The organism is Ruegeria atlantica (genome assembly GCF_013033965.1).
Lineage (GTDB): Bacteria > Pseudomonadota > Alphaproteobacteria > Rhodobacterales > Rhodobacteraceae > Ruegeria > Ruegeria atlantica_D.
In genome coordinates this window covers 1-11797 of sequence record NZ_WQFE01000012.1, presented here as the reverse complement: position 1 = coordinate 11797, position 11797 = coordinate 1, and the positions used below count along the sequence as shown (strand labels likewise).

Here is an 11797-nt window from a genome sequence, read left to right as displayed (position 1 = left end):
ATATACAGAAGAAAAAATATACTCTGTGATGGCTTTGCGCTTTGGTACTCTGCGGAAGAAAAAAGCGCGCAGCTGCTCAAACGAATGCTGGATGGGTCACCCCTCTGCTGGCGACACAGCCCGCTGATAGAGATGCCATGTGGTGTGACCCAGTATAGGCAGTGTGAATATCAGGCCCAAAAACGCCGGAACCAACGACAACAGCATAGTGACCGAGATAATCGCCGCCCAGCTGAGCATAACCATCGGGTTTTCTGTGACAACGCGAATGGACGTGATCATGGCAGAAACGAAATTGGCTTCCCGGTCTAGCAGCAATGGCATGGCGACGACGGTGACAGTGAAAAGTACAGCCGATAGAAATGCGCCGATACAGGTGCCAACAGCAAGGAAGGTCCAGCCCTGCGGTGTATAGAGCACGATATTCAAAAAACCATCAAAATCCGAGAATGATGCATTCTGCAGGATGATCGCCAGCCAAAGTCGAATCTGGTAAATCCAAACCCAGAAAATGAACAAGGTGACAAACGCCATCCAGCCCATCTCGCGCTTGCGCTGATTGGCCATGACGATGAGGATTTCCGACCAACCGAAACTCTCGTTGTTCTGTAACCGGCGGGACATCTCATAAAGCCCGGCGGCAGCGAAAGGAGCGACCAGCGGAAACCCCACAATAGCTGGAATGATCATCCAGATTTTGCCAAGCCAGATCAGGCTCCAAACCAACAAGAGCCCGAAAACCGCATAGAACAGGCCGAAGAATCCGCTCAGGACGGGGCGAGCCAGAAAGTCTGAAAACCCGGCCTTTAGCGAGGCCGTGATATCTGCGGCGGTCACCTTATTGACCTTTGGCATTGCCGGTTGATGCGGTGACAAATTGTCTGGTGGTGACGGACCTGCGGTCTTGGATGTCATGACATCCCTCCTCCTTTTGCAAGTTTGCAACAGGTTTGGAAGAGGGGCAATAGGGCAGCCAAGTCTGCGCAATGGGCGCAACAATGCAAACAAAAAAACCGCGCCCAATGGCACGGTTTCTTTACACGGCTATGTGCAGTTCTTAGCCCTGGCGAGCTTTGAACTTGCGCTGCGTCTTGTTGATCACGTAGACGCGGCCTTTGCGACGCACAACACGGCAATCACGGTGCCGGTTCTTGAGCGAGCGGAGCGAGTTCTTGACCTTCATGGGTCTGTCTCCAATCTGCGGCGCCTTCATCAAGGACGTGGCCAGCGCCTGGGTTAGCGGGTGTCCCGGGTCAGACCCGAAACAATGAAACGATGGTGGGCGGTACAAGGATCGAACTTGTGACCCCTTCGATGTCAACGAAGTGCTCTACCGCTGAGCTAACCGCCCACTTAACCTTTGCGTTGTCTTGCCCCATAACGAAATGGGGCGCGGAACCCCGCGCCGGTAGCGGGGTCTATAAAAGGAGTCGCAAAGGGGTTCAAGGGGTTTGGTAGAACTATTTTCCGGTCTATGTTCAATGCGAACAAGGAGTCACCATGAAGAACGCAGCTTACGTATTGGATATGCCCGTCAAGCGCACGTCTTGCGTAGTTTTTTCTTCTCCTCATAGCGGCCGAAACTACCCCCAGGCGATGCTGAACCGGACGGTTCTGAGCCAGAATGTGATTCGGTCTTCGGAGGATGCTTTCGTAGATCAGTTGTTCTCCCCAGCCGTTGACTACGGTGCGCCCCTGATATCCGCTACAAAATCAAGGGCCTATCTGGACCTTAACCGCAGCGCAGAGGAACTGGACCCGGCTTTGATCCAGGGTGCGCGCCGTCACGGGCACAATCCCCGTGTCGCGTCCGGACTAGGTGTGATTCCCAGGGTCGTGGCAAATGGGCGTGCAATCTATCGTGGAAAACTAACAATGGATGAGGCGCGTCTGCGCATCGACACCTGCTGGCGTCCCTATCATGCGCGACTAAAATCTCTGCTGGCCGAATCGCACGCCGCATTCGGTGAGGCGATATTGATCGATTGCCATTCGATGCCACATGAAGCGGTTTCTATGGCCAGTACGTCCAAGTCTCAGCGGCCGCAGATCGTGTTGGGTGACAGGTTTGGGGCCTCAGCCTCAACCGGGATTGTGGACCGGATCGAATCCGCCTTTGCCTCGGCGGGTCTGATCGTGGCGCGTAACGCGCCCTTTGCCGGTGCTTACGTGACGCAGACCTACGGGCGGCCCGGACGCAATCAGCACGCCATACAGATTGAGATCGATCGCTCTTTGTACATGGATGAGGCCAAAATCGCGCCGAACGAAAATTTCTCGGCGTTTCAGGACGTATTGCGGCAGGTCATACAGGAAATCTCGGGCATTGGCCGTGATTCATTGCGCCTGGCTGCCGAGTAACGTCAGCGCAGCGCCCGGCCTTTGACAATCGCATCCGTTCCGAACCTGCGCCGGATTTCATCTGTGGCGCGTTCAGCCTTAGACCGAACTGCCGCGCCAGGATCCAGAAGATCGCCCGAGATGTCCGCCTGATCTTCGGGGCACAGATCGGAAATGCCGCAGCCCAAAAGGCGGTACGGCCCTTTATCGCCTACCTGATCGAATAGCCCACGCGCTGTACGGTAAATGCGATCGGCGATCTGTGTTGCGTCCCGCAACGAAACCCGCCGGGTGATGATCTTGTGGTTGGCTTGTTTGAGCTTCAGAGTCACGACTCGTCCGGCCAGTCCTTTGGCTTTGGCCCGATCCGCAACCTTCTCGGACATGCGCCACAGATGGCCGTCCAGGATGTCCAGACTGGCGGTGTCCTCAAAAAACGTGGTCTCGTTGCTGATCGACTTCATGGGTTCGTGCGAGGAAACACGCCGATTGTCCTGACCACGCGCCAAATGCCATAGCCGATACCCCATCGAGCCGAACCGGGTTGTCAGTGCCTCCTGATCCCAGCGCAGCAGGTCCGCGAACGTGTTGATGCCTGCACGATCCAGCGATTCTTGTGCCGCCGGTCCGATCCCCCAAATCAGGCGCACAGGTTTGTCGTACAAGAAATCGACAGTCTCGGCTTTTCCAATCACTGAAAATCCACGTGGCTTGTCCAAATCCGAGGCGACTTTGGCCAGAAACTTGTTGTGCGACAGACCGATCGAGCCTGTCACCCCCAGGTCGTCTTTCATTCGCTTTACCAGCCTTGCCAGCATGACCGCGGGTGGCGCGCCATGCAGCCTTTGCGTGCCGGACAGGTCCATGAAGGCTTCGTCCAGCGACAGCGGTTCAATGATGGGGGTCAGTTCGTCCATCATGGCTCGGATCTGTCGCGACACCTCGGCGTAAACGGACATCCGAGGCTTAATGACAACGGCCTCCGGACACAGTTGCAACGCTTTGAACATCGGCATAGCCGAGCGGACCCCCCGAATGCGGGCCACATAACACGCGGTTGACACAACACCGCGTTTTCCACCCCCGATGATCACCGGCTTATCGGCCAACTCGGGATTGTCCCGCTTTTCGACTGAGGCATAAAATGCGTCGCAATCCATATGGGCAATAGACAGATCGAACAACTCGGGGTGCGCCTTGATTCGCGGGCTACCGCAGGAGGGGCAGCGCACTTCCTGTTCCAATGTTGAAAAGCAATCGCGGCATAAAGCGGGCATTACATTCACATCTCAGTTTTATGCGCTTTGTCGTATCAGTGGTTCTGGCTAAAATTTATCCGGTCAGGATACAAAGAGAAAGCGTTCATGCAGTTCACAGGGGCCAAGGTCGCATTGTTTCTTGGATCAGACCTGTTGGTGATTCAAAGGGACGACAGGAAGGACATCCCTTTTCCGGGTCATTTCGACTTTCCCGGCGGCGGGCGTGAAGGATCAGAGACCCCGATTGAATGCGTCAGGCGTGAAACACTGGAAGAAGTGGGGCTGCATCTGGAAGAGGCTGATTTCGTCTGGTCGCGCAGATATGGGCAGAGTCGGTTCTTTGCAGCTCACCGACCACCCGGCAATGTTAACCTGATCAGGTTTGGCGATGAAGGGCAGGGATGGTGTTTGATGTCACCGGAAAGGTATCTTGAGAATGCTCTGGCAGTGCCGAATTTTGTAATCCGCCTTCGTGACTACCTGACCGAAGGCGGGCTGTCCTTTGGTGCGTGAGTTTTTTGAAGAAGACCCCCCGCGATTGGCGGGGGGAGGTGACGGACCTCAGGAAGAGATGGTCCGCGGGGAGTATCACACCACTAGAATCGCGCAAATTCCGGGATTTAGATAGGATCGAGGTTACACAACGAAAACTCGCATATTTCATGTGTGTTTTCGGGCACAGAGACGATTTGGCGCGGATTCGGCAAAAAGTGACGTAAGGTCAACCGGTTGAGCTCGACTTTCTGCCATGATCGCCCCAATATTTGGTCGAGACGTTCAGTTATGGGGCAAAGTTTTTAACTCATCCAAAACTGCCTGTGCAGCCGCTTTGGGGTCTTCGGCCTGATAAATCGGGCGTCCGACGACGATATGATCGGCACCGTCGCTGATCGCGCTGGCAGGGGTGGCGACGCGTTTCTGATCACCAAGCGCTGCACCGACCGGGCGCACACCCGGTGTCACAATCAGGCGGCCCTCGGCCTGGGGCAGGGCGCGGATCAGGGCGGCCTCTTGCGGGCTGGCGATGACTCCGTCTGCGCCTGCCTCAAGCGCGCGCGCGGCGCGTTCGACCACCAATTCCTGTATGTCGCCTACTTTCAATAGGCTGGCATCCAGATCATCGCGGTTGAGCGAAGTCAGAATGGTCACCGCCAGAATCTTGAGGTCTTTGCCCGCAGCCCCCTCTTTTGCGGCGCGTACCACATGCGGGTCACCATGTACCGTCAGGAAATCCAGGTCGAACTGCGCCAGCCCGCGAACGGCGTTTTCAACCGTGTTGCCGATGTCGAACAGCTTCATGTCCAGAAAGATGCGCTTGCCGTGATCCTGTTTCAGTTCGTTGGCCAAAGCCAGCCCGCCTCCGGTCAGCATTCCCAGCCCGATCTTGTAGAATGAAACGCTGTCACCAAGCCGTTCGGCCATGGCCAGCCCCTGCAGGGCATTGGGAACATCTAGGGCTACGATCAGACGATCATCGGACATGGTGCGGGCTCCTTTTTGGCAAACGTCTGCGTCCTAGCGGTTTCGGGCGTCTGTGTCCATGCAGCGCGCGCGTGTCCGAGTTCACGCAGCTTTCGCCCGATTATGGTATGGTGCCGCACATTCACAGGAATTTTCGATGGGGGACTTATGAAACAGATATTGGGTGTTGGGATTTTGCTGGCTTTGGTCGGATGCCAGGATATGCCGTTGGAAACCGAGGCGGCGGATACGGTTATCAAGTCTCCGACCAATGACAATTTGCGTCTGGTGGGCGGCTATCGTTCGACCGACGATGATTGCCAATTGACCGGCGAGACGTCGTTTACAGTCAATTTTCTGGATGATGCAGCAGACCTTGTTTCCTGCCCGACGGGCAGCGACGCCGCACAATCGTTGGTGGAAATTTACCCTGCGCGCGAGGTCGCGCAGACGGGCGGATACACTGTCTACACCGTACCCCGACGATAAGTCTGAATCTGCGCTCCAGCCCCTTGAACGGGCAAAGATATTTCCCAGATTGAATGTGAGGCCCAGACCGACGCGTGCCGCCAAGCGGGCGCATTACATTCAGGGCGCTTAAGAAAAGGAGAATGCTATGGACTTAAACAAGTTCACCGAGCGGGCACGGGGATTCGTGCAGGCTGCGCAGACCATTGCGCTGCGTGAGGGGCACCAACGATTGATGCCCGAACATCTTTTGAAAGCATTGATGGATGACGATCAGGGGCTGGCCAGCAACCTGATTACACGCGCGGGCGGCGCGCCGACCCGTGTGGTCGAGGCGCTGGATGCTGCGCTATCCAAGATTCCAAAAGTCAGCGGTGATGCGAGCCAGATTTACATGGATGGCCAGACCGCCAAGGTTTTTGCAGAAGCCGAGAAAATTGCGACTAAGGCAGGTGACAGCTTTGTACCCGTCGAGCGGGTGCTGATGGCGCTGTGTATGGTGAAGTCCAAGGCCAAAGAGGCGTTGGAAGCCGGAGCTGTATCCGCTCAGAAACTGAACGAAGCGATCAACGATATTCGCAAGGGGCGCACCGCCGATAGTGCGTCGGCGGAAGAGGGCTATGACGCGCTCAAAAAATACGCGCGTGACTTGACCGAGGCTGCGGCTGAGGGCAAGATTGACCCGATCATTGGGCGGGACGAAGAAATCCGCCGCTCGATGCAGGTTCTGTCGCGCCGTACCAAGAACAACCCGGTTCTGATCGGTGAACCCGGCGTCGGTAAAACTGCGATTGCCGAGGGCATGGCCCTGCGCATCGTGAACGGAGACGTGCCGGAATCGCTGAAGGACAAAAAGCTGCTCGCGCTGGATATGGGCGCGCTGATTGCGGGCGCAAAATACCGTGGTGAGTTCGAAGAACGCCTCAAGGCCGTTCTGACCGAGGTCACCGAGGCCGCTGGTGAGATCATCCTGTTCATTGACGAGATGCACACGCTGGTCGGGGCCGGTAAATCCGACGGCGCGATGGATGCTGCCAACCTGATCAAGCCTGCATTGGCCCGGGGTGAGCTGCATTGTATCGGCGCCACCACGTTGGATGAGTACCGCAAATACGTCGAAAAAGACGCGGCCCTTGCGCGCCGGTTCCAGCCGGTGATGGTGCAGGAGCCGACGGTCGAGGACACGATCAGCATCCTGCGCGGCATCAAGGAAAAGTACGAGTTGCACCACGGCGTGCGTATTTCGGACTCGGCGCTGGTGTCGGCAGCGACGCTCTCGCATCGCTATATCACCGACCGTTTCCTGCCCGACAAAGCCATCGATTTGGTCGATGAAGCGGCATCGCGCCTGCGGATGGAGGTGGATTCCAAGCCCGAAGAGCTCGATCAGCTGGATCGCCAGATCCTGCAGATGCAGATCGAGGAAGAAGCACTGAAGCTTGAGGATGACGCGGCCTCGAAGGATCGTCTGGAAACTTTGCAAAAGGATCTTGCCGACCTGCAGGAGCAATCCGCCGAGATGACCGCCCAGTGGCAGGCTGAACGTGACAAGCTTGCTGGCGCGCGCGATCTGAAAGAGCAGCTCGACAAGGCGCGTGCTGATCTGGAGATCGCCAAGCGTGAAGGCAATCTGGCGAAAGCGGGTGAGTTGTCTTATGGCGTCATCCCCGAGCTTGAGAAAAAGCTGACCGAGGCCGAGAACGCCGAAAGCAGCCAGATGATGGCCGAGGAAACGGTGCGCCCGGAACAGATCGCTTCGGTGGTCGAACGCTGGACCGGTATTCCGACCTCGAAAATGCTGGAAGGTGAGCGCGAGAAGCTGCTGCGGATGGAAGATGAACTGCATTCGCGTGTCATTGGTCAGGATGCGGCGGTGACTGCCGTGGCCAACGCTGTGCGCCGTGCGCGTGCGGGCCTGAATGACGAAGGCCGCCCGTTGGGCTCATTCCTGTTCCTCGGACCGACCGGCGTGGGTAAGACCGAGTTGACCAAGGCCGTGGCGAACTTCCTGTTCGATGACGACAACGCGATGGTGCGTATCGACATGTCCGAATTCATGGAGAAACACGCGGTCGCCCGTCTGATCGGGGCTCCTCCGGGCTATGTCGGCTATGACGAAGGCGGTGTGCTGACCGAAGCGGTGCGGCGCAGGCCCTATCAGGTTGTGCTGTTTGACGAGGTCGAAAAGGCGCACCCGGATGTGTTCAACGTGCTGCTGCAGGTTCTCGATGATGGTGTTCTGACCGATGGTCAGGGCCGCACCGTGGACTTCAAGCAAACGCTGATCATCCTGACGTCGAACCTTGGGTCTCAGGCGCTCAGCCAGTTGCCAGAAGGTGCGGATAGTGCGCAGGCCAAGCGTGACGTGATGGATGCCGTCCGGGCGCATTTCCGGCCGGAATTCCTGAACCGTCTGGACGAGACCATCATCTTTGACCGGCTCAAGCGGGCCGATATGGATGGTATCGTTGATATCCAGATGGCGCGCCTGCAGAAACGTCTGGCCGCCCGCAAGATCGAACTGGTTCTGGACGACGGTGCCAAGGAATGGCTGGCGAACGAAGGCTATGATCCGGTGTTTGGTGCGCGTCCACTCAAGCGCGTGATCCAGCGCGCCTTGCAGAACCCATTGGCCGAAGCGCTGTTGGCTGGTGAGATTAAAGACGGAGAGACCGTTCCGGTAACCGCAGGCACGGACGGCCTAATCATCGGTGACCGCTTGGGCACGTCAGACCGGCCTCGCCCGGATGATGCCGTGGTGCATTGATCCGCAATGCTAAAAAGAAAGGCCCGCCAATTTGGCGGGCCTTTTTGCGTTGAGGTTCCGGTATCAGCTCTGCGTATTGCAGAGCGTCTGCTGCCCAACATCGGGTGGGCATGTCATAGCTCAGAACCAGACGTCCTCTATCGTTCTGCCATCGCCGGGAAGTGCCTTGAAGCTGTTGTGCCCCTCAAAGCGGCGAATTGGCACCTTATGTATCAGTGACAGGTCGGACATACGTAAATTGACAGCCGCTCGATAACGGCCACGCTGATCTGCTGATTTTGCAGCGAAGTACATTATACACCCGCAGATCGGGCAAAACTGGAAACAGATATCTCCGCTGTCTTGGCGCAGATATGTGCTGGTCTGGCCGCTTGTTTCTATATCCCGTCCAACATACCCATAGGCCCAAAGTGCTCCATAACGCCGGCAGATCGTGCAATTGCAGGCGGTGGCCGACTCAGGCGCGGCATTCAATGTCCAGCCAGTTGTGCCGCAATGGCAAGTACCTGTCAGCATATTCCACTCCGCCTGTTTTGGGAAAACCGGTCAGTCCGGCGGGTTTTCCCATGTCGCTGTCAATATGGTCCTAGACCATCGCAAAAATGCGCGCCGGCCCTCCGGTGCCGCCCGCATGTTTCGGGGCGCCGATGACCAGAGTGGCACCTGCAGCCGGTACGCGATCCAATCCGGCGATATTCTCAATCCCGAAACGACCCGTGGGCAGCCATGCATAATGGGTGGCGAAGTCGGTTGAAATGCCGTGATCAAGAGACAGCGTGTCTGATGCAATAGAGCGTGCGCCGGTCTCCTCGATCAACATTATTGCCGCTTCGGGGTGGAAGCCGGGATAATGTTGTGCTTGGCCGTCAAATCCGCGGTAATCGTCGCTGTCGGCTTTGGCGGCCCAACCGGAATACAAGGCCACGCAAGCGCCATCCGGGATATCTCCGTTTGCTGACATCCAAGCCTTCAGATCATCTGGTGTCAGCAGCGTATCGGCATCCTCGGCTGCCCGAGCAGCGATGTCGACGACACAAAGTGGTGCAACAAGATCGGATACCGGGATCTCATCCACCGATGCCCCGTCCGCCGAAAAATGCAATGGCGCGTCAATATGAGTGCCGGTGTGTTCATTGACTGTGAGGCGCTGCAAATTAAAGCCGTGTTCGCCGAAATTAAAAACCTGTTCGGACGCATACCCCGGTTCGCCAAAATAGGTTGGGAACTCGGCGCCGATCGTGTGGGTCATGTCCTCAACTTTGCCCGCGCCAGCAGCCAAAACAATCGGTGCACTGGCCCCCGTTGCGGCTACGGCCGCACCCGAGGCGGCGGCAGCTTTGAAGAACCCTCTTCTTGACAGCATACGGTCTTTGACCGCGTTCATCACGCAGATGTCACACATTCGTCTTCTCCCTATGGTCATGCCCGACAATCGGGTGGACAGCGGATCTAAGGGCCTGTCGGCCGATCCTGACACCAAGACTGCAAGTTGCATGAAGCAGTTGTAAAGATTGAAGGTCCGGGTGTTCTGGCCGAATTGGGCGGGATGCGATCAACTTGGTGTGACAGGTACTAACGGTTTTGGCGCAATTGGCCGGCGGGTAACTGAGGCAGTTTGGTTTGGACTTGGCGTGAAACGTTACAGTCTCGTCTCCCAATCGTGACGCATGTTGCCTTGGCGGTGTGGTATCAGCGGGTTAACTGGATTCTCAGGCTAGTTTACCAAGGAGACATAAATGGCGCATCGCTGGACCAATACACTGACACATGCCGACGTCACGCCGCAGGCGGCGTTCCTGAACCGGCGGCAGGTGATGGCCGGCCTGGCGGGTGTGGGATTGGCGGGGCTGGCCAGACCGGCAGCGGCGCAGGACGCTCTGGAACCCAACACGTGGGAAGAGATCACCTCGTACAATAACTACTACGAGTTCGGGACTCGCAAGGATGATCCCGCAAAATACGCGCATACTTTGGTCACCGAACCCTGGAGCGTTACGATTGACGGGATGGTCGACAATCCGGGTGAATATGACTTCAAGGACATCATGTCCGAGATGACGGTCGAAGAGCGCATCTACAGATTTCGCTGTGTCGAAGCGTGGTCGATGGTGATCCCGTGGAACGGGTTTGAACTGGCGGATCTTCTGAATATGGCGGGTGTGCAGGAAGGCGCGAAATACGTGGCCTTCGAAACTGCGTACCGTCCTGATGAGATGCCCGGTGTTCAGTTTCCGATCCTCGAATGGCCTTACCGCGAAGGATTGCGCCTGGACGAGGCGATGCACCCGCTGACCATCATGGCGACTGGTATCTACGGCAATCCGATCCCCAACCAGAATGGCGCGCCATTGCGTCTGGTCGTGCCGTGGAAATATGGCTTCAAGTCCATCAAGTCGATTGTCCGTATCACTCTTACAGATGTCGAGCCGCCCACCAGTTGGAACATGTCTGCCCCGCGCGAATATGGTTTCTATAGTAATGTGAACCCGAATGTGGATCATCCACGCTGGTCGCAGGCTTCCGAGCGTCAGATTGGCGGCGGTCTTTTTGCCAAGCGTATCCCGACGCTGATGTTCAACGGTTACGAAGATGAGGTCGCCGGTCTTTACGAAGGTATGGATCTGAAGGAATTCTACTAAGACCATGCAGACGCTGAATCAGATTTTACGCCGCATTCCGGTGTGGCTGGTCTACCTGCTGGGGGCGCTGCCGGCCCCCTGGCTGTTTTACCAGGGGCTGACCGGCGGTCTGGGCGTAGATCCGATTGAGGCGTTGGAGCATCGCTACGGCGAACTGGCGCTTCAGTTGTTGATCGTTGTGTTGGCAATATCACCGCTGCGACGGTTCCTGGGGCTGAACCTGCTGAAGTTTCGCCGGGCGCTGGGCGTGCTGACCTTTGTTTATGTCAGTCTTCACCTATTGGTATGGCTGGTTCTGGACGTGCAGCTGCCCAGCCAGATCTGGGCGGATATTCTGAAGCGTCCCTATATAACAGTCGGCATGGCCGCATTTGTCCTGATGATCCCGCTGGCGGTGACGTCAAACAATCTGTCGGTGCGTAAATTAGGCCCCCGTTGGCGCAGCCTGCAGCGGCTTGTCTTTCCTGCCGCGATTTTGGGCGGGCTGCACTATGTCATGCTAGCCAAGGGATTTCAGATCGAGCCGCTGGTCTATCTTTCTCTGATCGTAAGCCTGCTATTGTTACGCGTTCGGGTTTCCGACCTTCTGACTCGGATCCGTCCAGCCGATTCCGCGTGACTCGGCACCAAGTCTGCGGGGAACACTGTCGAAACCGTCAGATTCGGTGCTGAGTAATCCCCTTGTGGCGTTCTCAGGAATAACTTCTCTTTGCTAGATTGTTGTTTTTGCGCGCAAAAATAGATTTTTCGGTTTTTTGCAAATTTATCGAATTTTCCGCTTGCGGCTTTGTTTGGTAGACCTTAGAACCCCCTTCACCGGCGCTGCTGAGGCGGTGCTGACGGGCCGGAGAGACGGTTGGACA

The 11797-nt window shown here is 56.8% G+C and carries 12 protein-coding genes and 1 tRNA gene; 6 read left to right on the top strand and 7 right to left on the bottom strand.

Translation table 11 applies throughout. The annotated features are described in order from the left end of the window. Positions 1-96: 96 nt before the first annotated feature. The 3 genes from GOW16_RS18605 to GOW16_RS18595 all read right to left on the bottom strand — a co-directional run bounded on the left by GOW16_RS18605 (position 97) and on the right by GOW16_RS18595 (position 1351). On the bottom strand, positions 97-915 hold the full coding sequence (locus tag GOW16_RS18605; RefSeq protein ID WP_170418117.1) for a DUF2189 domain-containing protein: 819 nt from the start codon (positions 913-915) through the stop codon (positions 97-99). Positions 916-1057: 142 nt separating this feature from the next. Then, a complete protein-coding gene (gene ykgO / locus GOW16_RS18600) occupies positions 1058-1183 on the bottom strand; it encodes a type B 50S ribosomal protein L36 (protein ID WP_005648635.1) in 126 nt (41 codons plus the stop codon). A gap of 93 nt (positions 1184-1276) precedes the next feature. Beyond that, positions 1277-1351, bottom strand: a tRNA-Val gene (locus GOW16_RS18595). Positions 1352-1500: 149 nt separating this feature from the next. On the opposite strand from GOW16_RS18595, the gene GOW16_RS18590 reads away from it, so the two are divergent. Beyond that, positions 1501-2361 (top strand): N-formylglutamate amidohydrolase, encoded by an 861-nt coding sequence (locus GOW16_RS18590; protein WP_170418081.1) that lies wholly within the window; start codon positions 1501-1503, stop codon positions 2359-2361. A gap of 2 nt (positions 2362-2363) precedes the next feature. Here GOW16_RS18590 and GOW16_RS18585 read toward each other — a convergent pair whose 3' ends face one another. Next, entirely contained in the window at positions 2364-3617 is a 1254-nt protein-coding gene (locus tag GOW16_RS18585; RefSeq protein WP_170418078.1) for a DNA polymerase IV, read from the bottom strand. An 87-nt stretch (positions 3618-3704) separates the two neighbouring features. Here GOW16_RS18585 and GOW16_RS18580 point away from each other — a divergent pair, with 87 nt between their 5' ends. Then, positions 3705-4112 (top strand): NUDIX domain-containing protein, encoded by a 408-nt coding sequence (locus GOW16_RS18580; protein ID WP_170418075.1) that lies wholly within the window; start codon positions 3705-3707, stop codon positions 4110-4112. A 264-nt stretch (positions 4113-4376) separates the two neighbouring features. On the opposite strand, the gene pyrF is transcribed toward GOW16_RS18580, so the two are convergent. Beyond that, positions 4377-5081, bottom strand: coding sequence for an orotidine-5'-phosphate decarboxylase (gene pyrF, locus GOW16_RS18575; protein WP_170418072.1), 705 nt, complete (start codon positions 5079-5081; stop codon positions 4377-4379). Between the two features lie 147 nt (positions 5082-5228). On the opposite strand from pyrF, the gene GOW16_RS18570 reads away from it, so the two are divergent. Both GOW16_RS18570 and clpB read left to right on the top strand, forming a co-directional pair. Then, complete coding sequence (locus tag GOW16_RS18570) at positions 5229-5549, top strand: hypothetical protein (protein WP_170418069.1); 321 nt, start codon at positions 5229-5231, stop codon at positions 5547-5549. Positions 5550-5676: 127 nt separating this feature from the next. Beyond that, positions 5677-8295: an ATP-dependent chaperone ClpB gene (gene clpB / locus GOW16_RS18565; protein ID WP_170418066.1), complete on the top strand. Its 2619-nt coding sequence runs from the start codon at positions 5677-5679 to the stop codon at positions 8293-8295. A gap of 120 nt (positions 8296-8415) precedes the next feature. Here clpB and GOW16_RS23155 read toward each other — a convergent pair whose 3' ends face one another. Both GOW16_RS23155 and GOW16_RS18555 read right to left on the bottom strand, forming a co-directional pair. After that, a complete protein-coding gene (locus GOW16_RS23155; protein ID WP_170418063.1) occupies positions 8416-8811 on the bottom strand; it encodes a GFA family protein in 396 nt (131 codons plus the stop codon). Positions 8812-8881: 70 nt separating this feature from the next. Further along, positions 8882-9697 (bottom strand): cyclase family protein, encoded by an 816-nt coding sequence (locus GOW16_RS18555; protein ID WP_170418060.1) that lies wholly within the window; start codon positions 9695-9697, stop codon positions 8882-8884. A gap of 334 nt (positions 9698-10031) precedes the next feature. Here GOW16_RS18555 and msrP point away from each other — a divergent pair, with 334 nt between their 5' ends. Both msrP and msrQ read left to right on the top strand, forming a co-directional pair. Next, positions 10032-10934, top strand: coding sequence for a protein-methionine-sulfoxide reductase catalytic subunit MsrP (msrP, locus tag GOW16_RS18550; RefSeq protein WP_170418056.1), 903 nt, complete (start codon positions 10032-10034; stop codon positions 10932-10934). A 4-nt stretch (positions 10935-10938) separates the two neighbouring features. Further along, the gene (gene msrQ / locus GOW16_RS18545) at positions 10939-11553 is read left to right on the top strand and encodes a protein-methionine-sulfoxide reductase heme-binding subunit MsrQ (RefSeq protein ID WP_170418053.1); all 615 of its coding nucleotides are present in this window, start codon (positions 10939-10941) and stop codon (positions 11551-11553) included. Positions 11554-11797 lie beyond the last annotated feature (244 nt).

Bases quoted from the DNA above. Each gene is read 5' to 3' on its own strand.
- GOW16_RS18605 (WP_170418117.1), bottom strand. From the start codon at position 915: ATGACATCCAAGACCGCAGGTCCGTCACCACCAGACAATTTGTCACCG.
- ykgO (WP_005648635.1), bottom strand. From the start codon at position 1,183: ATGAAGGTCAAGAACTCGCTCCGCTCGCTCAAGAACCGGCACCGTGAT.
- GOW16_RS18590 (WP_170418081.1), top strand. From the start codon at position 1,501: ATGAAGAACGCAGCTTACGTATTGGATATGCCCGTCAAGCGCACGTCT.
- GOW16_RS18585 (WP_170418078.1), bottom strand. From the start codon at position 3,617: ATGCCCGCTTTATGCCGCGATTGCTTTTCAACATTGGAACAGGAAGTG.
- GOW16_RS18580 (WP_170418075.1), top strand. From the start codon at position 3,705: ATGCAGTTCACAGGGGCCAAGGTCGCATTGTTTCTTGGATCAGACCTG.
- pyrF (WP_170418072.1), bottom strand. From the start codon at position 5,081: ATGTCCGATGATCGTCTGATCGTAGCCCTAGATGTTCCCAATGCCCTG.
- GOW16_RS18570 (WP_170418069.1), top strand. From the start codon at position 5,229: ATGAAACAGATATTGGGTGTTGGGATTTTGCTGGCTTTGGTCGGATGC.
- clpB (WP_170418066.1), top strand. From the start codon at position 5,677: ATGGACTTAAACAAGTTCACCGAGCGGGCACGGGGATTCGTGCAGGCT.
- GOW16_RS23155 (WP_170418063.1), bottom strand. From the start codon at position 8,811: ATGCTGACAGGTACTTGCCATTGCGGCACAACTGGCTGGACATTGAAT.
- GOW16_RS18555 (WP_170418060.1), bottom strand. From the start codon at position 9,697: ATGTGTGACATCTGCGTGATGAACGCGGTCAAAGACCGTATGCTGTCA.
- msrP (WP_170418056.1), top strand. From the start codon at position 10,032: ATGGCGCATCGCTGGACCAATACACTGACACATGCCGACGTCACGCCG.
- msrQ (WP_170418053.1), top strand. From the start codon at position 10,939: ATGCAGACGCTGAATCAGATTTTACGCCGCATTCCGGTGTGGCTGGTC.